The 22,605-nt window shown below is 72.5% G+C and carries 21 protein-coding genes; 11 read left to right on the top strand and 10 right to left on the bottom strand.

Features of this window, described 5'->3' with window-relative positions; genetic code table 11:
• Window positions 1-13 precede the first annotated feature (13 nt).
• Window positions 14-439: a pantetheine-phosphate adenylyltransferase gene (coaD, locus tag AB0A95_RS09755; RefSeq protein ID WP_357555225.1), complete on the bottom strand. Its 426-nt coding sequence runs from the start codon at window positions 437-439 to the stop codon at window positions 14-16.
• 38 nt (window positions 440-477) lie between these two features.
• Window positions 478-849, bottom strand: coding sequence for a DUF6817 domain-containing protein (locus tag AB0A95_RS09750; RefSeq protein ID WP_357555224.1), 372 nt, complete (start codon window positions 847-849; stop codon window positions 478-480).
• 339 nt (window positions 850-1,188) lie between these two features.
• On the opposite strand from AB0A95_RS09750, the gene AB0A95_RS09745 reads away from it, so the two are divergent.
• Window positions 1,189-1,575: a hypothetical protein gene (locus AB0A95_RS09745; RefSeq protein WP_357555223.1), complete on the top strand. Its 387-nt coding sequence runs from the start codon at window positions 1,189-1,191 to the stop codon at window positions 1,573-1,575.
• A 179-nt stretch (window positions 1,576-1,754) separates the two neighbouring features.
• On the opposite strand, the gene AB0A95_RS09740 is transcribed toward AB0A95_RS09745, so the two are convergent.
• The gene (locus AB0A95_RS09740; protein ID WP_357555222.1) at window positions 1,755-2,468 is read right to left on the bottom strand and encodes a PIG-L deacetylase family protein; all 714 of its coding nucleotides are present in this window, start codon (window positions 2,466-2,468) and stop codon (window positions 1,755-1,757) included.
• A 191-nt stretch (window positions 2,469-2,659) separates the two neighbouring features.
• Between AB0A95_RS09740 and AB0A95_RS09735 the strand changes: the two genes are divergently transcribed.
• The 6 genes from AB0A95_RS09735 (at window position 2,660) to AB0A95_RS09710 (ending at window position 10,968) form a co-directional block, all read left to right on the top strand.
• On the top strand, window positions 2,660-3,628 hold the full coding sequence (locus AB0A95_RS09735) for a DUF5715 family protein (RefSeq protein ID WP_357555221.1): 969 nt from the start codon (window positions 2,660-2,662) through the stop codon (window positions 3,626-3,628).
• Window positions 3,629-3,632: 4 nt separating this feature from the next.
• Window positions 3,633-5,234 (top strand): asparagine synthase-related protein, encoded by a 1,602-nt coding sequence (locus AB0A95_RS09730; protein ID WP_357555219.1) that lies wholly within the window; start codon window positions 3,633-3,635, stop codon window positions 5,232-5,234.
• 48 nt (window positions 5,235-5,282) lie between these two features.
• Window positions 5,283-6,107, top strand: a complete 825-nt coding sequence (locus AB0A95_RS09725) for a MerR family transcriptional regulator (protein WP_357555218.1) — start codon at window positions 5,283-5,285, stop codon at window positions 6,105-6,107.
• A gap of 303 nt (window positions 6,108-6,410) precedes the next feature.
• Window positions 6,411-9,101 carry a fibronectin type III domain-containing protein gene (locus tag AB0A95_RS09720; RefSeq protein WP_357555217.1) on the top strand — a complete coding sequence of 897 codons (2,691 nt, stop codon included), beginning with the start codon at window positions 6,411-6,413 and terminating at the stop codon, window positions 9,099-9,101.
• 83 nt (window positions 9,102-9,184) lie between these two features.
• Window positions 9,185-10,045 carry a hypothetical protein gene (locus AB0A95_RS09715; RefSeq protein WP_357555215.1) on the top strand — a complete coding sequence of 287 codons (861 nt, stop codon included), beginning with the start codon at window positions 9,185-9,187 and terminating at the stop codon, window positions 10,043-10,045.
• Complete coding sequence (locus AB0A95_RS09710) at window positions 10,042-10,968, top strand: nucleotidyltransferase family protein (protein WP_357555214.1); 927 nt, start codon at window positions 10,042-10,044, stop codon at window positions 10,966-10,968. The genes AB0A95_RS09715 and AB0A95_RS09710 overlap by 4 nt, the downstream gene beginning before the upstream one ends.
• A gap of 66 nt (window positions 10,969-11,034) precedes the next feature.
• On the opposite strand, the gene AB0A95_RS09705 is transcribed toward AB0A95_RS09710, so the two are convergent.
• The 7 genes from AB0A95_RS09705 to AB0A95_RS09675 form a co-directional block, all read right to left on the bottom strand.
• Complete coding sequence (locus tag AB0A95_RS09705) at window positions 11,035-11,316, bottom strand: PqqD family protein (RefSeq protein WP_357555213.1); 282 nt, start codon at window positions 11,314-11,316, stop codon at window positions 11,035-11,037.
• Window positions 11,313-12,458, bottom strand: a complete 1,146-nt coding sequence (locus tag AB0A95_RS09700) for an asparagine synthase-related protein (RefSeq protein WP_357555212.1) — start codon at window positions 12,456-12,458, stop codon at window positions 11,313-11,315. Before AB0A95_RS09700 ends, AB0A95_RS09705 begins: the two co-directional genes overlap by 4 nt.
• 8 nt (window positions 12,459-12,466) lie before the next feature.
• Complete coding sequence (locus AB0A95_RS09695; protein WP_357555210.1) at window positions 12,467-13,324, bottom strand: ABC transporter permease; 858 nt, start codon at window positions 13,322-13,324, stop codon at window positions 12,467-12,469.
• A gap of 22 nt (window positions 13,325-13,346) precedes the next feature.
• Window positions 13,347-13,991, bottom strand: a complete 645-nt coding sequence (locus AB0A95_RS09690; RefSeq protein WP_357555209.1) for an ATP-binding cassette domain-containing protein — start codon at window positions 13,989-13,991, stop codon at window positions 13,347-13,349.
• 34 nt (window positions 13,992-14,025) lie between these two features.
• A complete protein-coding gene (locus AB0A95_RS09685; RefSeq protein ID WP_357076804.1) occupies window positions 14,026-14,181 on the bottom strand; it encodes a lasso RiPP family leader peptide-containing protein in 156 nt (51 codons plus the stop codon).
• Window positions 14,182-14,309: 128 nt separating this feature from the next.
• Window positions 14,310-15,521, bottom strand: a complete 1,212-nt coding sequence (locus tag AB0A95_RS09680; protein ID WP_357555208.1) for an SLC13 family permease — start codon at window positions 15,519-15,521, stop codon at window positions 14,310-14,312.
• A 129-nt stretch (window positions 15,522-15,650) separates the two neighbouring features.
• Window positions 15,651-17,087 (bottom strand): hypothetical protein, encoded by a 1,437-nt coding sequence (locus tag AB0A95_RS09675; protein ID WP_357555207.1) that lies wholly within the window; start codon window positions 17,085-17,087, stop codon window positions 15,651-15,653.
• A 138-nt stretch (window positions 17,088-17,225) separates the two neighbouring features.
• Here AB0A95_RS09675 and AB0A95_RS09670 point away from each other — a divergent pair, with 138 nt between their 5' ends.
• From AB0A95_RS09670 to AB0A95_RS09655, 4 genes are all read left to right on the top strand, one after another.
• Window positions 17,226-17,921, top strand: coding sequence for a DUF305 domain-containing protein (locus AB0A95_RS09670; RefSeq protein ID WP_357555205.1), 696 nt, complete (start codon window positions 17,226-17,228; stop codon window positions 17,919-17,921).
• A 74-nt stretch (window positions 17,922-17,995) separates the two neighbouring features.
• Entirely contained in the window at window positions 17,996-19,207 is a 1,212-nt protein-coding gene (locus AB0A95_RS09665; protein WP_357555204.1) for a sensor histidine kinase, read from the top strand.
• Entirely contained in the window at window positions 19,204-19,869 is a 666-nt protein-coding gene (locus tag AB0A95_RS09660) for a response regulator transcription factor (protein WP_357555202.1), read from the top strand. Before AB0A95_RS09665 ends, AB0A95_RS09660 begins: the two co-directional genes overlap by 4 nt.
• A gap of 147 nt (window positions 19,870-20,016) precedes the next feature.
• A complete protein-coding gene (locus tag AB0A95_RS09655; RefSeq protein ID WP_357555200.1) occupies window positions 20,017-22,491 on the top strand; it encodes an ABC transporter permease in 2,475 nt (824 codons plus the stop codon).
• Window positions 22,492-22,605 lie beyond the last annotated feature (114 nt).

Raw genomic sequence — 22,605 nt, 5'->3', positions numbered from 1 at the left:
GGCGAGGGCTGCGCTACGACCCCGGTGGCGACGGCAGCGTGCCCAGCGCGCGTACCGCGGTCGAGGACACCGCGGCCAGGTCGGGCCGCGCGGGCAGGAACACCGTGGCGACACCCAGCGACTGGTTCATCGCGGCGAGTTGGTACTCGGCCCGCAGGTCGGTGGTGTTACGCAGGCCGCGGACGAGCACCGCTATCTCGTGGCGACGGCAGTAGGTGGAGGTCAGCCCGCTCCAGGCCGCCACGGTGACGGAGGTCCACTCGATGGGCAGACTGGCCCGAACGGCGGCGGCCCGCCGCTCCGGGTCGGTGCCCGGATGCTTGCCGCTGTTGACCGCGACGAGCACGACCAGGTCGTCGAAGAGGGCGCGTGCCCGGTCCACCACGTCCAGATGGCCGGGAGTGAGGGGAGCGAAGCTGCCGGGATAGACGGCTCGCACGCGGCCGGGGGTGGATGCTGTCGAATGTGGCCCGCGCGTCACGGCCGCAGGACCCGCTGCGCATCGCGAATGACCTGTGCAGAGGCCAGCGGAGCCCAGGAGACGAAAACGTCCCGGAAGTACGCGCCGTGCCGGTCGGCCACCGTGGGATCCTGCTCGATGACGTCCAGTTCGTTGACAAGATCTCGCAGCACTGCGCGATCGGCCCAATCCAGCAGGGCGAGGTCGAACCCGTCGGTGCCGTAGACGGCGTGGGTGAGGCCTGCGGCTTGCACGTCACCGCCGCAGCCCAGCACGGCGAGTCGTTGGCTGACTCGACACAGGTGGGTGTACAGGTTGCCGCCGGGATGTGTGATCTGTTCGGCCCCCTGCCGGCGCAGCCAGGCCCGAACGTCTTCGTCGGTGCTCATGGGCCGACTCTAGGCACCGGCTGTCGGAAGCGGTGGCCCCTGGGAGTGGGCGATGTGTCACAGCTCCATTGATACCTGTCGGCGAGTCGATTCCGCCGCCGAGAGGCAGCCGCAACGTGGGATCGTAGTTGTCGCATATGAGCCCTGACCTGGTCTTTTGCTCGCTGTCGGGCTTATGGTGGGCTCGCATCAGCCTCCTTCCCCGTCGGCAGTGATGATCGATGGACAGGACCGTTGGGGGGCATCGGCAGGGAAGGAGGTCGACCAGTGAACAGGGAACGATCAGCCCCGAGAAGCCGCGACCCGGCCGATGACGCCCGTCAGTTGTTGGAGTGGCGGATGGAGCAGCATCTCAACGCCATCGAGCGGCTGTTCGACGCCAAGCTGGTGAACCTCACCACCAAGATCGAGGCGCAGGCGGCACATGTCGGGCTGGGTCTCGCGGCGGCCGACAAGGCGGTGACGAAGGCGGAGATCGCCACCGAGAAACGTTTCGAGAGCGTCAACGAGTTCCGGCAGACCCTCTCCGACCAGACCAAGACGTTCATCGCCAGGGTCGAGTTCGAGGTGGTGCGGGACAGCCAGGCCAAGCACCTCGCCGATCTGGCCAGCCGACTGGACAAGCTCGAGGGCAAGGGGATCGGGCTCAACGCCGGCTGGATCTATCTGGTCGGTGGGCTCACCGTCGTCGCCACGGTGACGGGCCTCGTCCTGGCGTTCGCCTAGTTGCTGCCCCCGGCGCCACCCACTCGCGGCGGCAGGATCTGTACAACGTCGGGAAAAGTGCTGGGTCCTGGCGTGCTGAGGCACCAACTTCACCGAAGTTGCGCGGATCTTTGCGCGGCGCGGCGCGGCGCGGCGGAACGGGGCGGGGCGCGGCGGATCGTGGTGGCCGGGCGGTAGGGCTAGGCCGGCGCGGGACGCCACAGGCCTATCTCGAAGGCTTCGCACAGCCCTCGTTCGCGGCCCGCCACCTGTGCCCACCACCGGCTCTTGACCCGCAGGTACTCCTCGCTCATGTAGTCCCGGTCGAGAATCTGCCGGTACGCGGCGAGCGCCTCGATCTTGGCGTACCAGACGTTCGTGACGTCGACGAAGAAGGTCGGGCGGAAGTCGGTAGTGGCGAAGGTCGGGTGGCCGAGGAGGAGCATCGTCGGATGACGGCTGCGGCTGACGGTGATCCGTACGGCGTGACAGATCGCGTTGTGGTCCTGGTTCTGCCCGGAACCGGGGCCGTGGGTGATCACGACATCCGGGCGGCGAGCGTCGATCAACGCATCCGTGATGGTGACCAGATCCCCGTCGGTACGCAGGTCGTTGGAATCCAGGTCGCCGACTTCGCCGGTTGCCCCGAGGATCTCGCAGCAGGCGTCGAACGCCTTGTCCCTGCCCTGGCTCCCGCGCGACAGGGAGGCGACGTGGACGTCCATCCCGGCCCGGGTCATGCGGGCGATGGTGCCGCCGCAGAGGAGAGCCTCGTCGTCCGGGTGCGCGACGATCACCAGCGCGGTCCGCAGTGCGGTCGTCGCGAAGGGATTCGCCCCGTCGACCGGGTCGTTCGCCGCCATCGAGGTGGAAGCCGCCCCCGCCCATCGTGTCGTTGCGATGTCGTCAGCCATTCACGAAGTATGGCGGCAATCCGTCAGCGTCTGATCACGCGCTGGTACGACGCGTTCCGTCGTTCGGCGCATAGTCGGGTGCGATGTCCGGCTCTTTTCGGGGTGAATCGGAGGATTGTTCGATCTGGTCCGGTCCGGCTGATTACGGTGTGTTCAGGGCGATCCACCCAGTGCCAGAAGGGACCCCCGTCATGCGAGTGCCCAGCCGTAGTCCGGGTCAGCAGCCGGGGTCGCCCGTCTCGCCCACCGCGCCGGCCCGCCGCCGACCCTCCGGCACGACCCCCCGTCGCCGGCCCGCCACCGAGCCCGACCTCGCCGCCTACCGGGTCGCCGTCGCCGAACTGCTCGTCGAGGTGGGCGCCCTGGCCGACGCGCCGAGCACCCGGGCCCGCCAGGTGCTGATCGACGAGCGCCTGCGGGAGCCGGCGCTCGCCGCCGTCCTCGACGCCACCCCCCAGGGGCTGCTCGGGGCGCGCGAGACGCTGCTGCTGGAGATGGCCCGCTACCAGCCGAACGAGCGCACCTCGGCGCGAGACCTCAGCGCGCTGGTGCGCATCTACCTGCTCTCCCGCATCGACGTGCTGTGGTGGCAGGACGCCCCGACGTTCCGCACCGACGAGCAGGTCAACGGCAGCGCGGAGCTTGTCGACCTGGAGTGGCTGCGTCGCCGCGACCTGCTGCGGTTCCGCTACCAGGAGCAGCCCGCCACCCTGCTGGGCCGCGCCGCCCGCGGGTTGCGCCGTCGGCTGCGTCCGGACGCCGCCCCGCAGACCGCCGGCCTGCTGTTTCGGCGTGCCCGCCGGGAGGTCGTGGCGCTGCTCAACGACCTCGCGCGGGAGTTCGCCGCCGCCGCGCCGCCGCACACCCCGCCGCTGTTCGTGACCAGCCTGGTCCGCAGCACCGAGCACCAGTACCGGCTGCGACGCCTCGGCTACGCGGCGATGCTGCCCAGCGGGCACTGTCTGGGCTACTCCGTGGACGTCGAGCTGAGCTGGTTCGAGCGGTTCGGTGCGCGCCAGGCCCTCGCGGAGCTGCTGCTGGCCCGGCAGGAGGCCGGCGAGATCAACGTGATCGACGAGGGGCAGGCGTGGCACCTGTGCCTCGCGCCCGTCGCCCGCCGCCGCCTGCGCCAGGCGTACGAGGCCGAGATGGGGGTCTGAGCCGGTGTGCGGCATCGCCCTGAGCATCGGCCCCGAGGCCGACCCGACGACCTTCCGGCGGATGCTTGCCGTCCTGGCCCCGCGCGGTGAGGTCACCGAGACCCGTTGCGAGAGCGGGCTGCTCGCCGGCACCCGCCGCCTGCGCGTCGTCGACCGGGACCGGGCGGTGCAGCCGTGGACGTCGACCGACGAGAGTTGGCTGCTCTGCTTCAACGGCGAGATCTTCAACTACCGGGAGCTGCGGGCGCAGTTGACACGCCTCGGTCAGGCGTTCCGCACCGAGAGCGACACCGAGGTGCTGCTCGCCGCGTTCCAGCAGTGGGGCGAGGCGGCGGTGACCCGGCTGCGCGGCGAGTACGCGTTCGCCGTCGTGCAGCGGGCCACCGGCCGGGCCTACCTGGCCCGCGACCCGCTCGGGGTCAAACCGTTGTACTGGTCCCGCCGGCCCGGCTGTCTGCACCTCGCCTCCGAGGTCAAGGCGCTCGTCGGGCACGGCGCCCCGATCGTCGAGGTGCCACCCGGGCACCACGGCTGGGCCGAGGCGGACGGGCACGTCCGCCTGGACCCGTACGTCGACCTGCTCACCATCGGCGCGGGCCTGCCGGTCGTCGACGACCCGGACGAGGCCCGCCTGCTCGTCCGTGCGGCGCTCAGCGACGCCATCCGGATGCGGGTGGAGACCGACCTGACCGTCGGGGTGGTGCTCTCCGGTGGGCTGGACAGCTCGCTGATCCTGCGCCAGGTGCGTGACATCCACCCGGACTGCGTCGCGGTGACGGTGGGCGTCGCGGACAGCCCCGACGTCGCGTACGCGCGGCGGCTCGCCGCCGACCTCGACGTGCCGCACGTCGTGGTCGAGCTGCGTCCGCGCGACATCCGGCTCGCCGACGTGCGCGAGGCGATCCGGATCTGCGAACTGACCGAGTACGGCGACATCATCAACGCGGTCGTGTCGGTGCCGATCTTCCGTCGCCTGCGTGACCTGGGGATCAAGGTGGTGCTGACCGGCGACGGCTCCGACGAGCTGTTCGGTGGGTATCCGATGTACCGCCAGGTCGGCCCGACCGCGGCGCGCCGGCTGTTCCTGCACCGGATCCGCAATCTGTGTCGGACCGAGTTGCAACGGGTCGACCGGGCCGCCATGGCCCACGGGGTGGAGGCGCGGGTGCCGTTTCTCGACCTCAGCGTGGTGGAGTTGGCGATGCGGCTGCCGTTGGGTCTGAAGGTGCGCGACGGGCAGGAGAAGTGGATCGTCCGGCGGGCGTTCGCCGACGTGCTGCCCGACTACGTCCTGCGCCGGCCGAAGAACCCGATGTCGTACTCGTCCGGCCTGCACGAGCGGGTCCGGCTGTACAAGCCGCTCTTCGCCCGGCTGCACCGCTCCTTCGGCTACGACCTCCAGCAGCCGGTGCGCCGCGACTTCGACAGCGTGCTGAGCCGGTGTGGCAACGACCTCGACCGGGCCATCGCCGACGGGCTCGACCGGCCCGACTACACGGTGCTGGAGCACGCCCGCGACCTGGTCGGCGCCGCCAGGTGGAACGCCGCGCCGATGGTCCGCCGGCTGGTCGGCCCGCGCCCGGCCCGCCGCTCGTCGAGCGGCTGACCCGACGCTTGACTCTGACACCGTGTCAGGGACGAGCGTGAGGGGACCATGTTCACCATCGGAGACTTCGCCCGACTGGGCCGGGTGTCGGTGCGGATGCTGCGCCACTACGACAGCATCGGGCTGCTCCGGCCGGCCGCCGTCGACAGGCACACCGGATACCGGTTCTACCGCGCGGACCAGCTGCGCCGGCTCAACCGGGTGATCGCCCTGAAGGAGCTGGGCCTCACCCTGGAGCAGGTGCGGGTCATCGTCGACGACGCCGTCGACGTGGTCGAGCTGCGCGGCATGCTGCGGCTGCGTCGTACCCAGTTGGAAGAGCGACTGGCCGCGGACGCCGCCCGGCTGGCGGCGGTCGAGGCGAGGCTCCGGATGATCGAGTCGGAGGGCACGATGAGTACCCAGGACGTCATCCTGAAGGAGATCGCACCGGTGCGGGTCGCGGAGCTGACCGCTGTCGCGTCGAGTTACCAGAGCCAGGACATCAGCCCGGTGATCGGGCCGCTCTACCCGGAGCTGTTCCGCCGGCTGGCCGCCGCCGGGATCACCCCGGTGGGGCCGACCATCGCCTGGTACGAGCCCGACGGCGACGGCGACGCGGTGTTGGTGCACGCCGGGGTCACCGTCGCCGTCGGCGCGTCGACAGGTGTCGATGTCGAGGTACGCGACCTGCCCGCGCTGGGCGCCGCCGCGACGATCGTCCATCATGGCGCGATGGACGACGCCGACCAGAGCATGCAGGTGCTCGCCCGCTGGATCGACGACAACGGCTACCGCGCCGACGGCTTCGCCCGCGAGGTGTACCTGGACTACTGCCCGGAGCAGCCGGAGCAGGGTGTCACCGAGCTTCAGCTCGCGGTGCACCGGGACTGACGCGGCCCTGCCGTCGCGTCCGCCGCAAAAGGACGCGACGGCAGTCGCAATTCGGACAGCCTCCGCCCACGGCTGGACACTTTCCCCGTCCGAATGTGGCCTGACCTGGGAAAACTGGTAGGAGTTGATAGAGATCCGTCACTCAATACGCGAAATCCATTCCGTGAGTGCCGGTCGGATTTCCGCCAGTCGCCCTGCGGCCGGGGGCAGCGGGCGCGTGGCCGCCGAGGACCATCAGCCGGTCGCCTGCCTCCTTCCCCCGTTCGCGGTGGCCCGCATCCCCGGGAGAGGGAGAAACCATTCATGTCCCCAGTGCTCCGTGCCCGTCCACGGGCCGTCACGGCATGCGCCGCAATCCTGGCGCTGATCGTCAGTCTGCTCGTCGCCCCCACGGCGGCCTCGGCTCGCGCCCCGAGTCGCACCCCCACACCAGTAACGGCGGTGGCCGCGACAGCCGCCGCCACGCAGCGGATCGCCGAGCTGGCCGCCCCGGCGCAGCCACCGGCCGCGCCGGCCCGGCCCACCGCGTCCTGGCGTGCCGGCACGGCAACTGTGAACTGGAAGGCGCCGGCTGACGGCGGCTCGGCCCTCAGCGGGTACGTGGTCACCGCGTACCGCAACGGCAAGAAGGCGAAGACCGTCACCTTCGACGAGTCGACGACCACCCGGAAGATCGAGGGTCTGACCGCCAGGGCCACCTACACCTTCACCGTCGCCGCGAAGAACGCCGAGGGCACCGGCCCGGCCAGCAAGCCCTCCACGGGTGCCAAGATCATGGCGCTGCCGGCCGCGCCGACCGTCACCGCGGTCACCGCCGACACCGCGACGGCCCTGCTGAGCTGGACGCCCGGCTCGGACGGCGGCTCACCGATCACCAACTACATCGTCACGCCCTGGGTGAACGGCGTGCGTCAGCCCGCCCAGACCTTCGGACCGTCCACCACCAACACCGTCACCGGGCTCGTCCCCACCACCCCCTACCGGTTCACCGTGGCCGCCCACACCGCCGAGGGCACCGGCCCCGAGTCGCCACTGTCCGATCAGGTGATCGCGAACGTGTCACCGACGCTGCTGTTCGACCACCCGACCGAGGCGACAGTCGGCATCGCCTACGTGGCCACCCTGAACATCACCCACGGTGTGCCCCCGTTCACCTGGTCCGTCGCCTCGGGCGTCCTGCCACCGGGGCTGCTGCTCAACCCGCAGACCAACGGCATCTCGGGCGTACCGAACACCCCCGGGGAATACCCGGTGGTGATCAGGGTCGTCGACGCGAACGGTCAGACCGGCACCCGGCTGATCGTGCTGGTGGTCAACCTGGCGCCGACGCTGACCTTCCCCGCGCCGCCGCTCGGTGAGGTCGACGCGCCGTACGCCGAGCAGCTCAACGTGGTGGGCGGCACGGCGCCGTTCACCTGGGGGTTGTCCGCCGGCTCGCTGCCGCCCGGCCTGACCCTCGACGCGGCCTCCGGCCTGCTGTCCGGCCGACCGACCGCGGTCGGCGCCTACCCGGCGACGGTGAAGGTGACCGACGCCAACGGCCGCAGCGCCACCCGCGCCATCCGCATCCTGGTCCAGGCCGAGAGCGTGGCCACGCTGACCGCCTCCACGAACGCCACCACCTTCGGTACGGCGGTGCAGTTCCAGGTCATCGTGGGGCCCGGCGTCGCCGAGGGCAGCGTCACCCTCATCGACGAGCTGCCCAACGGGGTGGAGACCCCACTCGGCACCTTCCCGCTGGCCCTCAACGTGGCCAACTTCGAGATCTACGTACCGGCGTTCGGGCACAACCAGTTCCGGGCCCAGTACGACGGAACCGGGCCGTTGGGTGAGGCGGTGTCCAACGAGATCACGGTCGAGGTCTCGGCGGCGCCCCGCCAGGTGGTCATCGACCAGTTCGCACAGTCCGGCATCAGCGGGCTCACCGACCAGTTCGTCTCGGTCGTCAACAGCACCTCGATCAACCTGCCGATCGCCGGCTTCAAGGTCGAGGCGCCCGGTGGGCTGTCCATCACCATCCCGGGCACCGCCCGGCCGCTGGGTCCCCGACGCGGTTATCTGATCGCGGCGACCAACTACTCCCTGTTCAACATCCAGCCCGACCTCATCGTCCCCAGCCTCGGCCAGGGCGGGCTGCGGCTTGTCGCACCGGACGCGGCGAACACGGTCACCGACCGGGCGGGCTCGACGCCGGGCTTCTCCGAAGGCCCACCACTGCCCGCCTTCAACGCGCCGCCGTTCGTGCCCCACGCGTGGAACCGACTGCGGGTGGCCAGCAACCTCCAGGACACCGCCAACAACCAGGCCGACTTCCGGCTGGTCGCCACAGTGCTCGGCCCGATCAACGGGGTCCCGTCCACACTCGGCAGCCCGTCGCCGCAGAACACTCTCGGCACCTACCAGCAGAACGCGTCCATCCAGTCGACGCTGTTCGACCCGAACGTGGCCGCGTCGGCGGCTCCCAACCGGGTCCGCACCGCGAACAGCCTGGTGATCCGGCGGACGCTGACCAACCGGTCCAACGCCGCGATCACCCAGGCCAGGATCCGGATCACGTCACTGAGTGCGGAGAACGGAGCGCCGTACCCCGGCGGGCCGTCGCCCGCGCTGCACTCCAACCTGAGGGTGGTCAACCCGACCAACCCGACGACCCCGATCATCATCAGTGACGGCCGCACGCTCCTGTCGCGCAACCTGTCCATGGACTCGCCAGCGACAAGCCCGCCGGGTGGTGGGTTGGGCACCACCCTGACGATCCCGTTCGACCTGGGTGGTCTGGCGCCGGGTGCGTCGGTGCACGTCGCACTGACCTTCGCGGTGGACACCCCCGGCTCGTGGTGGGTGGCGTACGACGTGGACGCCCTCGGCGGGGGAACGGTCCCGACGGTGGCGCCGTCGGCGAAGGACGCCAAGGCGGCCAAGCAGCGCGCGGCGGACGCCAAGCGGCTGAAGGAGTCGCAGAAGTTGACGATCGACAGCGGCACGTTCCGCTGACGCCCAGCGAACAGGGGTGCGGGTGGCGCGTCACGACGAGCGCCACCCGCACCGTGCCGTTGCCCATGATCGTTGAGTAGGCGATGAGCGGGGAGATCATGCCGACAGCCGGACGCGGCGTCTACGGGCTGCGGGTGCACGGGCTGGACGAGTCGTCCGAGCTGCCCCCGGCCGAGGGCGGGGCCCTCGGGTGGCCTGCCGTGCGGGTCGACCAGCTCGACGTGCCGCCACCGCCGCCGGTGCCGTTGGACGACCGCCGGAGCACCCGGATCCTCGCCGACGGGCGGACCCTCTCGGTGGACCGACTGCGCGGCACCGCCACCTTTTACGGGCCACCGCTCGCCCCGGACGTGCTGGCCCACCCGTACCTCGCGCCGGTGGCGACCACAGTCAACAGGTGGGCGGGGCGGGAGACGTTCCACAGTGGCGCGTTCGTGCTCGCCGGTCGCGCCTGGGCGGTGCTCGGCCCGCGTACCGCCGGCAAGAGCAGCCTGCTCGCCGCCCTGGCCGCCCGGGATGTCTCGGTCCTGACCGACGACATCCTGGTCGTCGACGGAGTCGACGCCTTCGCCGGCCCGCGCTGCGTCGATCTGCGGCACCCAGTGCCGGGGGTGGCGCTGCCCGCCCGGGGGGTCCGGGCCGGCGACCGGCTGCGGGTGGGGTTGCCCCCGATCGCGCCGCACGTTCCCCTGGGCGGCTGGCTGTTCCCGCGCTGGGGCGACGCGGTCACCCTGACCCGGCTGCCCGCCGCCGCCCTGCTGGCTCGGCTCGCCAGCCGGCGGTCGTTCGGGCAACTGCCCTCCGACCCGGGCGCGCTGCTGTCGCTCGCCGCCCTGCCGGCGTGGGAGCTGACCCGGCCGCGCGACTGGGCCGCCCTCGACGACACTTACCGGCTGGTGGTCGACACCGTGGCCACCAGCTCGGCGGTGGGAGCGACCCGGTGAACGACCTGCCGTCGGCGGTCCGCTGTCTGAGCCTCGACACGGCCGCGGTCCGGGTCACCGAGGCGCTGGCCGCCCGCGGCGTGGAGGCCATCCTGCTCAAGGGGGCGGGGCTGGCCCGCCGGCTGGGCCAGGAGCGGCACCGGCTCTACACCGACGTCGACCTGCTGGTCGCCCCCGCCTCGTTCGACCTCGCACAGCGGACCCTCGCCGACCTCGGCTGCCACAGCGCGCTCCCGGAGGGTCGCCCCGACCATCGGTCGCACTGGTACGAGCGACCGTGGCGGATGCCCGGCCCGCTGTCGCTCACCATCGATCTGCACCGCGGCTTCCACGGGGTGACCGATCCGGAGGCGCTGTGGACCGGGTTGTCCGCCTCGGCGCGACGGATCGGGTTGGCCGGCGGCCTGGTCGCGGTGCCGGACGAGGCGGGCGCCGCCCTGCTGGTGGCCCTGCACGCCGCCGCGCCCGGCCGCTCCGACCGGCCGCGTGCCGACCTGCTGCGGGCGCTCGAGGTCTTACCCGTCGACACCTGGCGATCGGCGGCCGGCCTCGCCAAGCGGGCCGGGGCGCTGCCGTCGTTCGCGCTCGGTCTGCGCCTGACGCCGGCGGGCGCGGCCCTGGCCACCACGTTGGCCCTGCCCCGGCAGGGCACGCCGGCGCTGTGGCTGCGGGCCCACCGGTCCTCACCGGCCGCCCTGACGATCGCACAGCTCGCCGAGCTGCCCGGTGTGGCAGACCGGCTGCGGCACCTGGGCCCGCGGCTGTTTCCGACACCGGCGTCCATGCGGCACTCCAGCCCGCTGGCCCGCCGAGGCCCGGTCGGTCTGCTGCTGGCGCACCTGGCCCGGCTGGCCCGCAACGTCGGGCGGCTCCCGGCCGCGCTCAACGAGGTACGCGCGGCGCAACGCGGCGATCACGGCTGACCGCTGGCGGGCGCGGCGTCAACCCGCCCGGCGTGACCTGTCGTCGCGTCCTGCCGACGGAGCCGGTCAGGGCCGGTGGACCAGCAGCCCGTGCCCGCGCAGGTCCGCCAGGAACGCGGCCACGTCCGCGCGGGCCCGCTCCCGGTCCACCGGTGCGGTCTGCACGAGTGCGGTGACCAGCTCGGTGCTGGTGGCGCCGGTCACCAGTCGCTGCCACAGCAGCGCGCCGGTGGCGTCCAGTCCGAAGTAGACCGAGTTGCTGGTGTCCAGCACGACGACCTCCTCGCCGGCGACCCGCCAGGCCACCCGGTCCGGGTCGACCCGGTGCACGATCTCCTGCTCTGTCACGGCGTGACCTCCATGTCGATAGCGGAACGCTCCGGCTGGCCGGCGGGGTCGGGCGGGTTGGCGGCCAGCCAGAGCTGTTGGACCAGGCTGGCGGTGCCGCCGGGGATCGGCCAACGCGACCAGATCTCCCGCAGGGCCTCCGGGTCGACAAGCTCCTCATCGGCGCCGGAGCCGTCCCAGGAGCTGACGAACTCCCGGGTCGGTGTCCGGAAGAACACCTCGAGAAATCGGGCCTTGCGGCGGGGCGCGGTGACCTCGGCCGGGAGGGCTCCCCGGACGATCTCCGCGAGCAACCGGTCCCGGCCGATCCCGCGGTGGCCGCCGAACCGCAGCGCCAACGCGGCCTGAAAACCCTCGTCGAGCAGCGGCTGGATCGCCGTCGCCCGGTGCTCGGCGGCCAACGTGCTCAGCGCCGAGCAGGTCATCCGCAGGTCCCGGCGCCGGGTGTGCCAGGCGATCCGTTGCCGCAGGCGGCGCGGTTCGGCACGCTGCTCGGCGCGTTGCGCGCGGTGCGCCTCCCGGGCGACCTCCGCGCGCAGCCACGGAAACGCCTCCGCCGGCCCCTGTCGGGTACGCGCGGCGTGCCGCAGCCACCACAGGCGGGCGCGCGGCGAGGCCGCCGGTGGGCGACGCCACCCGGCCAGGATCTGGTCACCGCCGGCACCGGTGAGCAGTGCGCCGCCGGTGGCCAGCTCGGCGATGGGCAGGTGCAGGTGCAGGTTGACCGGATGGACCACGCCGTGGCGGTGCAGCAGCCGGCGGGCCACCGGCCCGATGAGGTCCAGCTCGTCGGCGGCCCGCAGGATCTGCCACGAACCGCCGAGCCCCAGCGCCGTGATCACCCGGTGTTGCCAGTCCGACTCGTCGGCCCGGGGGGCGTCGGTGAACCGCCAGGTGACCGGGACCGGGCCGGGCAGCCCTTCCCGGCGGGCCGCCCGGACGGCCACCGCCAGGATCAGCGACGAGTCCAACCCGCCGGAGAAGCTGACCACGCACGGTGGGCGGGTCAGACCGGCCAGCACGGCGGTGTCGAGCGCGCCCAACGGGTCCGGTACGCCGGCCGGGACAGGTCGACGTGGTGGCGGCGCGGCGACACCGAGCAGCGTTCCGGTGGCGAGGTCGAACGGTGTCGGACGGAGCATGTCGTACCTCAATCGCGTTTCAGGGCGCCGCGGCCGGCGGCGACCCGCAGCGCCCCCGCGAAGGCCCAGCTCGACACCGGCAACAGCAGTGCGGTGGCACCCAGCAGCGCGCCGGCCGACCCGGCCCAGTCGCCGCCGGCCAGCGCGGCGCGCAGGCCGTCCAGGGCGATCCGGCTGGGCAGCACCGCGGTCAGCTCGGGCAGGGGGCCGGGGAGTTCGGAGACCGGGAAGTACGTGCCGGACACGAAGGTGAGCGCGACGACGAAGAGTCGGGCGGCGGCGTCGCCGTGCCCGACGGCCACGGTGAACGCCGCGAGCGCGATGCCGATGCCCAGCACCGACGCGGTGCCGGCGATCAGCAGCACCGCGACTCCCCACCAGTCGGCGCGGCCGGTGTGCAGGCCGAGCACGGTGCCGAGGATCGCCAGGTAGACGCAGGAGCGCAGCAGGGCGAACAGGAACGGGTAGCCGGCGGTCCCGATGGTCAGCGCGATGACCGGCATCGGCTGGGCGGCCAACACCTCAAGTGTCCCGCTGCGCTGTTCCCGGATCACCCGACCGGTCAGCTGCGTGGTGGCGGCCTGCAGGACGAGCAGGAAGGTGATGCCGACCGCCACGAAGTCGAAGTAGCTGGCCGCGTGGGCGAGGTCGGTGCCCGACGAGGGGGTGAGCACCCGGGAGATGAACAGGAAGACGACAAGGTTCACCACCCCGAAGGCGAGGTCCAGCAGCAGCGGCAGCCGGAACTGTCGCGGGTCGCCGAGATCGCGGCGGACCAGGGCGAGGATCATCGCGAGCGGACTGGCGCCAGCGGCCCGGCGACCGACCGGCCGGCTGGTGGTCGCGGCCGAGCCCGCTGACGTCACGACGCGGCCCCGCTGGTCGACGTCACGACGTGGCCGCGGTGTGCGGCGGCGTCGTCGGCTGCCCGGTGAGGGTCAGGGCGGACTGGCACCGGTCCCGGTCGTCGGCGAGGTGCGAGGCGATCACGCAGGTCAGCTCGGGTCGCCGGTCGAGCGCCTGCCACAACAGCTCCCGCGACGTCTCGTCGAGGGAGCGGCCCGGCTCGTCGAGCAGCAGCAGCGCGGGATCGGCGACGAGAGCCCGCGCGATGCTGACCCGGGCCCGCATCCCCGCCGAGCACCGCTGCACCGGGACCGTCGCGTAGCCGGCCAGGTCCAGTTCGGCTTCGACCCGGGCGACGGCCGCGCGGACGGCTCGCCGGGGCAGCCGGAGTCGGGCGACGAGTGCCACGTTCTCCCGTGCCGACAGTGTCTCGTAGAGGCCCTGTTCCGGGGCGAGGCACACGCTGGTCAGGTGCCGGGCGGGCAGTGAGCCGACCGGGTGGCCACCGACGGTGGCCTGTCCGGCGCTGAGGGTCAGCGTGCCGGACAGGCACCGCAGCAGCGTGGTCTTGCCGGATCCGTTGCTGCCGCCCAGGAACACCCGGGCTCCCACCGGGACGTCGAGGTCCAGGTCGGCGAAGATCACCCGACGACCGAACCGACGCTGGGCCCGGCGGATCGTGAGCAACGGCGGTGCTCCCACGACGTCGGGCGGCGACGGCTCAGAGCGAACCGTCGCCGCCGCCACCCAGGCCGTCGTCCGGACCTACGGTGCCGCCCTTGGTCAGCTCGGCGAGGGTGCCCAGGCGCTGGATCGTCGGCGGCCGGTAGTCCGAAGCGGCCGTCGGGACTGTGTCCAGTTCGCGGTGCGATGTCATCGGGTCTCCTACTCGAATCGGTGTCGACCCAGCATAAACGGTCATCTCGCGCTTCAGGTAGATAACACGACGGGGGCGGTCATACGTCGCAACAGGGTGAGAACCATTCGACAGTGGTCGGAGCGGGCTCAGCTCACCAGCAGCAACGCGCCGACCGCGGCGAGCGTGCCGGTCGCCGCGAGCAGGGTGCTGGTCAGCACGAACCGGGTCGACGGCACCGCCACCCCGGCCGCCCGGCACCGCTCGAACCACAGCAGGGTGGCCAGCGACGCCCAGGGAGCGGCAAGCGGGCCGACGTTGGTGCCGATCAGCAGCGCCAGCAGGCGGGTGTGGTCGGTGGCCGGCAGCACCGCCTCGCCGGCCAGGTAGGCCGGCAGGTTGTTCACGGCGTTCGACAGCACCGCCCCGGTGCTGCCGGCCCGCAGCGCGCCGAGCGCACCGCCGTCGGCACCGAGCAGGCCGGCGACCAGGTCGTCCAGCCCGTGCTGGCCGAGGGTCTGCACCACCAGGAACAGGCCGACGACGAAGAGCAGCAGCCGTACCGGCACCAGGTGCGGGCGCAGCGTGGCGGGGGATCGGACGGCGAACCCGACGAGCACCAACGCGAGCGCGACGGTGGAGGCGAGACCGATCTCCACCCCGGCGAGGATGCCGGCGATGAAGAGCAGGCAGCCGGCGAGCGCGACGCGGTGCAGCACCGCGTCGGCCGGCACGCGCCGGGCCGGCGGTACGAACCGTCCGCCGACCGGCCCGTCCCGCCGCCACCACGCGTACCAGAGCAACGCCATGGTGACCGCCACCGCGGCGAGTTGCGGCAGCGCCATCCGCTCGGCGTACGCCAACGGGGTCAGCCCGACCCGGTCGGCGGCCAGCAGGTTTGTCAGGTTCGACACCGGCAGCAGCAGGCTTGCGGTGTTCGCCAGCCACACTGTGGTGACCGCGAGCGGGGCGGCCGGGACGCGCAGGTTGCGGGCCAACGCGAGCAGCACCGGGGTGAGCAGCACGGCGGTGGTGTCGAGGTTGAGCACGAGGGTGGTCAGCGTGGCCAGGCCACCACAGAGCAGGAACAGCGCCGCCCACCTGCCCCGGGAGGCGATGGCCAGCCGACTGGCCAGCACGTCGAAGACGCCGGCCACGGCGGTCAGCTCGGCGAGCACGATCACGGTGCCGAGGAAGAGCAGCAGCGGCAGGATCCGGTGCAGGGTGGCGGTGGTCTCCGCCCGGGGCAGCAGCCCGCTCAGCGCGCAGCCGGCGCCGGCCACCGCCAGGACGACAGCCACCACGTCGAGCGGGTGCGGGCGCCAACGCACGGACGGCTCGGGCGGGGCTGCGGGTTTCACGTCTGCTCACGTTGGCACAGCTGCCGACCGGGCGTTCGGCAACCCCTGTCGAGGTGACGGGTCCCACCGCGCGAGCGGGCCCGGCCCCCGCGGATCGGAGGACCGGGCCCGGTGTGTGCCGCGCGGTGCCTACCAGCCGAGGTAGCTGGGCTGGGTCTGCACGTTGAGCTCGTTGTAGCGGGTCAGCTTCGCCGACCAGGTACGCCAGTCGTTGAGCTCCAGGACGTCGAGGCCCTTGACGATGTCGTTGGAGTAGATGTGGCCGTTGTAGTAATACGCCGACCAGGTGCCACCACCGACGGGCAAGGTTGCCGAGAGCGGGCCGCGCTCCCAGAAGGCGATCTCCTTCGGGTGGGCCGAGTCGGTGAAGTCCCAGACCGAGATGCCGCCCTGATACCACGCCTGGACCAGGATGTCCCGACCGAGCACCGGCACCAGCGAGCCGTTGTGCGCCACGCAGTTCTCGGTGTCCGCGTTGACGCGCGGGATCTTGTAGTAGCTGCGGAACGTCATCGTCCGGGCGTCACCGCGGCCGGTGATGTCGTAGATGGCGTCCGCGCCCCGGTTGGGGCCGATGGCCTCGTTGCAGGTCGCCGCCCCGCCACCACCCAGCTCGTCGGTGAAGACCACCTTGGTGCCGGAGTTGTTGAAGGTGGCCGAGTGCCAGAACGCGAAGTTGACGGTGTCCCGGATCCGGTTGATGACCCGGGGCGCCTCCCGGTTCTTGATGTCGAGCAGGATGCCGTCACCCATGCAGGCGCCGGCGGCGAGGTCCTTCGACGGGTAGGCGGTGATGTCGTGGCAACCGGCGGTCGCCGAGCCGGTCTCGCTGCCGGGGAAGCCGCCGTCCGGGAAGAGGTTCGGTGTGGCGACCACCGCCGCGTCTGTGGGCTTCTTCAGCGGCACCTTGATGATCGAGATGGAGTCGTGCGGGGGCTGGCAGTCCGGGTAGTCGGCCCGCGGGCTGTACGACGAGACGTACAGGTAGATGGCCTTGCGGTCCTTGCCCGGCACCAGGGTGTGGGTGTGCGAGCCGCAGGCCGTCTCGATGGACTTGATGTAGCGCGGGTTGGCCTTGTCCTTGATGTCGAAGACCTTGATGCCCTCCCAGGACTCCTTCACGTTCGCCCCCTGCGTGGTGCTGGTGCAGGAGTCGTCGCTGCGCGACGAGTCGGTGGAGAGGAACAGCAGGTCGCCGTGGACGGAGATGTCGTTCTGCGACCCCGGGCAGAGCACCCGGGCCGTGACCGTCGGGGCGCTGGGCCGCGAGATGTCGTAGATGACGAAGCCGTTGTAGTTGCCGGCGAACGCGTACCTGCCCTGGAAGGCGATGTCGCTGTTCGTCGCGTCCAGTGGGGCGACCTTCGGCACGTTGGCGATCTGCCGCAGGTTGGGGCTGCTGACGATCTCGTCGACGCCGGGGATCGCGTTGGCGGTGGGGGCCGACGGCGGCGCCACCTGGGCGTTGCTCGCCGGAGCGACGAGCGCGCTGGCGACGAGGAGGCCGGTCGTGGCGAGCGCCACGATGCGCAGTTGGCGTGGGCGTGGCAGGTGAGGTCTGATCATCGGCGAGGCCCTTCGCAAGGGGGAGATGATTGTCGACACCTTACCGTCCGACGATGAACGTCGATGTGATCCAGGTCACATCAAAGTGCCTTCGTCAATGGATAGCATCGCGGTGACCTCGACTCCAGGGAGTGGCCCATGACCAACCGGCGCGCACGAACCCTGGCGAGCGTCACACTCGCGCTCATGCTCACGCTCGTGGCTGTCGTCGTGCACCGCTCCGGCGGCGACACCGAGAACGGCGCCGCGCCGGCCGCCTCCGCGTCACCCACGCCGACCGTCAGCCCGGTCCCCACCGACCTGACCGTCATCGCGCCCGGCCGCCCCGGTGAGGCGGCGGCCACCCGCGCCGCCCACGAGGTCCGCGACGCCGGCCCCGCGCCGCACAACTCGTTGGACGTCCTGTTCGTCCGGATGATGATCCCGCACCACGCGCAGGCCCTCGCCATGGCCGAACTCGCCGCCGACCGCGCGGCCGATCCCGACGTACGCGCCCTCGCCGAACGCATCCAGGCGAGCCAGGGGCCGGAGATGGGCATGATGCGGGGCTGGTTGCAGACTCGCGGCCTCCCGGCGCAGACCGAGGGGCACGACCACGACACCATGCGCGGCATGCAGTCACCCGAGGCGATGCGGCAGCTCGCCGCCACCAGTGGCCCGGACTTCGACAGGCTCTTCGTCCGGATGATGACCGCGCACCACGAGGGCGCCATCGAGATGGCCACCAACCTGCTCACTGTCGGCTCCGACCTGACGCTCAACGAGTACGCCACCTCGCTCGCCACCGAGCAGACCGTCGAGATCGACCGGATGCGCGAGGTTCTCGCCCGCTGAGCCGCGCCGGCCGGGAGCGCGCACGAGCCGACCCGGCCGAGGCGCGGGGCCGCCTCTCGCGGCACGTACGCTGGGTGACCGTGAGACGCACGATGGTCGGTCGCCCGCTGCGCAGCCTCGCCTTCGACGTGGCCGTCTCCGCGGCGGTGGCCCTCATCGGCCTGGCCGGCGCGGCGAACCTGGCGGGCGGTTGGGCGGCCGCGCTGGTCTGTGTCGGGATGGCCGTGGCGCTGCTGTTCCGCCGCGCGCACCCGGGCGCAGTGACAGTGGTGGTCGCGGCGCTCGGGCTGGTGCAGGTGATCGCCCGGTGGGGCCCGCTGCCCTTCGACGTCGCCGTCCTCATCGCGCTCTACAGCGTGGTGAAGTACGGCGAGCGGCTGCGCGCCGCGGTGCTCGCCGGCGCGGCCGCCGCCGTGGGCGTGGTGCTCGCCGCCGTGCAGACCCCGGGTGTCATCAGCTGGTGGGTCACCGCGCTGTGGTACGCGCTCGTCACCGGCGCGGTGTGGCTTGTCGCGCTGAACGTGCGGACCCGCCGGCTCTACGTGCTCAGCCTGGAGGAGCGGGCCGCCACTCTGGAACGCGAACGGGAGGCCGAGTCCCGGGCGGCGGTCGCCGAGGAGCGCACCCGGATCGCGCGCGAGCTGCACGACGTGGTCGCCCACAGCCTGGCCGTGATGATCGTCCAGGCCGACGGCGCCCGGTTCATGCTCGACCGGGACCCCGCCCAGGCCCGCACCGCCGTGAAGGTCGTCGCGGACACCGGCCGGGCGGCGCTGGAGGAGATGCGCCGGCTGGTCGGCGTCCTGCGCGACGCCGGCCCGGCCGGCGACGACGAACTCGCGGTGGCCGCCGACCCGGAGCACCGGCGGCTGGCGCTTGCCGAGTTGCCCGACCTGCTGACCCGCTTCGGTGACGCCGGGCTGCACATCCGCAGCACCGTCACCGGCGACCAGCCGTCCCTGCCGCCGGGGCTGGAGCTGACCGTCTACCGGGTGGTGCAGGAGGCACTGACCAACGCCCTCAAACACGCGGGCGTCGGCGCCGTCGTCGAGGTTGCCCTCACCTACACCCCCGAGGCCGTCGTGGTCCGGGTGCGCGACGACGGCCGGGGCCGCCCGCTGGTCAGCCCGGCGCCGTCCGGCGGTCACGGTCTGCTCGGCATGCGGGAGCGGGTCACGGTGTACGACGGCAGCCTCACCGCCGGCCCCCGACCGGCCGGGGGCTGGCAGCTCGAGGTCCGGCTACCGCTACCGTCGGACCTGGCGACGGAGGTGATCGCGGCATGACGGTCCGGGTGGTGATCGTGGACGACCAGGCGCTGGTGCGCGCCGGGTTCCGGATGGTGCTGGGCTCCCAGCCCGACCTGGAGGTGGTCGGGGAGGCGATCGACGGCGCGGACGCCCTGCGGGTGCTCGCCCGCACCGAGGCCGACGTGGTCGTGATGGACATCCGGATGCCCACCATGGACGGGGTGGAGGCGACCCGGCGGCTCTGCGCCGACCGGCCCGCCGGCGGGCCCCGGGTGCTGGTGCTGACCACCTTCGACACCGAGGCGGACGCGTTCGCCGCACTCCAGGCCGGGGCGAGCGGGTTCCTGCTCAAGAACGTCCCGCCGGAGGAGCTGCTGGCCGCGATCCGGGTGGTGGCCCAGGGCGACTCGGTGGTGGCGCCGTCGATCACCCGGCGGCTGCTGGACCGGTTCGCCGGGCAACTCGGCGCCGCCCCGAGCGCCGACCCGCGCCTCACCCAGCTCACCGACCGGGAACGGGAGGTGCTGCTGCTCGTCGCGCAGGGCCTGTCGAACGCGGAGATCGCCGCCCGGGTGCACGTGGCCGAGGCGACGGTGAAGACCCACGTCGGTCGGATCCTGGCGAAGCTCCACCTGCGCGACCGGGTTCAGGCGGTCGTCCTGGCGTACGAGAGCGGCCTGGTGACGCCCGGCGGATGACGCCGCGTACGACCTGGGTCGTAGCGGGCGGCCGGTGCGGCGCGACCCGGGGCGCACGCAGGTCGAGCACTCCGGTGGAGATCAACCGACCGGTTCCGGCCATAGCGTCGGAGGGGTCCGATCCGCCACCCGCACCGGGAGCCCCGCATGATCCGCCTGACCCTGCGCTCGTTGCGTGCCGAGGCGCTGCGCATGCTGCTCTCCGCACTTGCCGTCGTGCTCGGTGTCGCGTTCGTCGCCGGCACGATGATCTTCGTCGACGGGATGCGCGACGGGGCGTACGAGCGGGCCGGCACCTTCGACCGGCACACCGACCTGGGCGTCTACGCGACAGGCGCGGAGGTGTTGTCCCCGGCTCTGGTCGACCGGGTGCGTGCGGTCGACGGGGTGGCCGCCGCCGACGGCGAGCTGACCGACACCGGCGGGCTCCTCGGCTCCGACGGTCGTCCGGTGCTCGGCTTCACCATGCTCGTGGCCATCCCCACCGAGCAGGCCGTGCGCTCGTACGACGTGGTCGCCGGTCGGCTGCCCGACCGGGTCGGAGAGGTGGTGCTCGACGCGCCGACCGTCGCCGAGGAGGGCTTCCCGCTCGGCTCCGAGGTCCGCGTCGGCGGCAGTGGCGGTGCGGCCCGCCCGTACACCCTGGTGGGGACCGTCGACGTGGCGGGCACCGTCCGCGACATCGGTGGCCCGTTCGTCGGCCTGGTCGGGCCGGACGCGTTTGCCCTCACCGGCCAGCGGGGCTACGGCCGCATCCTGGTGGCGGCCCGGCCGGGTGCCTCCGTCGCGGCGGTGACCGAGCGGGTGCGTGCCGTGGTCGGCGGCGACGGCACAGTGAAGAGTCGCCAGCGGATCCTCGACGAGGCCGTCGAGGAGGCGGTCCGCAACGCGGACCAGTTCCGGATGCTGCTGCTGATCTTCGTGGGGGTCGCCGTGGTGGTGGCCGGCTTCGTGATCGCCAACACCTTCGCGATCGTGCTGGCCCAGCGCACCCGGCGCACCGCCCTGCTGCGCCTGATCGGCGCCACCCGGGGTCAGGTCTTCCGGGCCGCCGTGCTGGAGTCGGCGGTGCTCGGTCTGGTCGCCTCCGCGCTCGGGGTGCTGCTCGGGGTGGGCCTCGCCGGTGGAATGCGGCTGCTGATGTCGCACCTGGACGTGCCGGGCACCAGTGGCCTGACCGTGACCGCTTCGACGGTGCTGACCGGCCTGCTGCTGGGCACCGCGCTCACCGTGTGCGCCGCCCTGCTCCCGGCCTGGCGGGGCACCCGGATCGCGCCGGTGGCCGCGCTCACCGACGCCGCCGTGCAGCCGAGCCGGAGCGCCGGTCGGGTTCGGTTGGCCTTCGGCGCGGTGCTGCTGGCCCTCGGTGTCGCCGCGCTGGCCGGTGCCGCCAGCGCCGGCCAGTTGGTGCTGGTGGCGGCCGGCGGGGTGCTGACCTTCTTCGGGATCGTGCTGTTCGGGCCGGTGCTCGTCCCGGCGTTGGCCCGGGTGTTCGGCTGGCCGGCCCGCCGTGTCCTCGGGACGACCGGCGCGCTGGCGGTGGCGAACACGGTCCGCAACCCGCGGCGGGTCGCCGCGACCGCCACCGCGCTGGTGATCGGGATCGGACTCGTGTCGGCGTTCATGGTCGGGGCGCGCAGCACCAAGGACGGCATCGAACGCAGCGTGGACGCCCAGATCGGGACGGACTTCGTGGTCAGCGGAATCGGTCAGAACCTCCCCGCCGCGCTCACCGGCGAGCTGGCCGCCCGCCCCGAGCTGGGTGTGGTGCACGAGCAGCGCCACACTGTCGTCGCCGACGTCGAGATCCGGGCGGCCCACCCGGCGCTCGTCGCCCGGACCCTGGGCGAGGTGTTGGCCGGCGACGCCACCGGGGTCGGGCCCGGCCAGGTGCTTGTGCACCGGGAGTTGGCGCAGGCACGCGGCCTGCGGGTCGGCTCTCCGGTGACCGTCGCGGACCGGTCGTTCCAGGTGGCGGCCGTGGTCACCGACGACTCGTCCACCGACGGCGCACCCGCGGGCCACGTCATCGACATGTCCGACGCGGACTTCGCCGCGCTCTTCCCCGGCCAGCGGGGCTTCCTGGCCGAGATCGACCCCGCCGCCGGGGTGAGCGCCGAGCGGGCCCGGGACGCGATCGAGGCGGTGCTGGGCAACTACCCGACGGTGAACCTGATGGATCAGGGCGCGTACAAGAAGATGCTCACCGGCACCGTGGACATGCTGCTCGCCTTCGTCACCGCGCTGCTCGGCCTGGCCGTGGTGATCGCCCTGGTCGGCGTGGCGAACACGCTGAGCCTGTCGGTGGTCGAGCGGACCAGGGAGAACGCCGTGCTGCGGGCGGTCGGGCTCACCAGGGGGCGGATGCGGGCGGTGCTCGCCGTCGAGGCGGTGCTGATGGCGTTGGTCGGCGCGGTGCTCGGCGTCGGGCTGGGCACCGGCGTCAGCGCCTCCACGATGGCGCTGCTGACCCGCCTCGGCGGTGACTTCCACCTGGTGCTGCCGGTCGGCCAGCTCGGGCTGATCCTTGGTGTCGCGGTGCTGGCCGCCCTGCTCGCGTCGGTCCTGCCGGCCCGCCGCGCGCTGTCCCGCCCGGTCGTCGAGGCGCTCGCCGACCAGTGACCGGCCCTGCCGCCAGCGGGTGGCGTTGACCACGTAGACCTCGTCGATCGGGATGTCCCAGAACCCCGACCCGGGGGTGTCGTTGCGCACCGGAGGCGGCGCCACCGGGTTGTC

This window comes from Micromonospora sp. NPDC049230 (genome assembly GCF_040647875.1).
GTDB lineage: Bacteria > Actinomycetota > Actinomycetes > Mycobacteriales > Micromonosporaceae > Micromonospora.
Note: the sequence above shows the minus strand (reverse complement) of the source record. Positions and strands in the feature narration are given on the sequence as shown.

Bases quoted from the DNA above. Each gene is read 5' to 3' on its own strand.
- AB0A95_RS09750 (WP_357555224.1), bottom strand. From the start codon at position 849: ATGAGCACCGACGAAGACGTTCGGGCCTGGCTGCGCCGGCAGGGGGCC.
- AB0A95_RS09745 (WP_357555223.1), top strand. From the start codon at position 1,189: ATGGAGCAGCATCTCAACGCCATCGAGCGGCTGTTCGACGCCAAGCTG.
- AB0A95_RS09740 (WP_357555222.1), bottom strand. From the start codon at position 2,468: ATGGCTGACGACATCGCAACGACACGATGGGCGGGGGCGGCTTCCACC.
- AB0A95_RS09735 (WP_357555221.1), top strand. From the start codon at position 2,660: ATGCGAGTGCCCAGCCGTAGTCCGGGTCAGCAGCCGGGGTCGCCCGTC.
- AB0A95_RS09725 (WP_357555218.1), top strand. From the start codon at position 5,283: ATGTTCACCATCGGAGACTTCGCCCGACTGGGCCGGGTGTCGGTGCGG.
- AB0A95_RS09720 (WP_357555217.1), top strand. From the start codon at position 6,411: ATGTCCCCAGTGCTCCGTGCCCGTCCACGGGCCGTCACGGCATGCGCC.
- AB0A95_RS09715 (WP_357555215.1), top strand. From the start codon at position 9,185: ATGAGCGGGGAGATCATGCCGACAGCCGGACGCGGCGTCTACGGGCTG.
- AB0A95_RS09700 (WP_357555212.1), bottom strand. From the start codon at position 12,458: ATGCTCCGTCCGACACCGTTCGACCTCGCCACCGGAACGCTGCTCGGT.
- AB0A95_RS09685 (WP_357076804.1), bottom strand. From the start codon at position 14,181: ATGACATCGCACCGCGAACTGGACACAGTCCCGACGGCCGCTTCGGAC.
- AB0A95_RS09675 (WP_357555207.1), bottom strand. From the start codon at position 17,087: ATGATCAGACCTCACCTGCCACGCCCACGCCAACTGCGCATCGTGGCG.
- AB0A95_RS09670 (WP_357555205.1), top strand. From the start codon at position 17,226: ATGACCAACCGGCGCGCACGAACCCTGGCGAGCGTCACACTCGCGCTC.
- AB0A95_RS09660 (WP_357555202.1), top strand. From the start codon at position 19,204: ATGACGGTCCGGGTGGTGATCGTGGACGACCAGGCGCTGGTGCGCGCC.
- AB0A95_RS09655 (WP_357555200.1), top strand. From the start codon at position 20,017: ATGATCCGCCTGACCCTGCGCTCGTTGCGTGCCGAGGCGCTGCGCATG.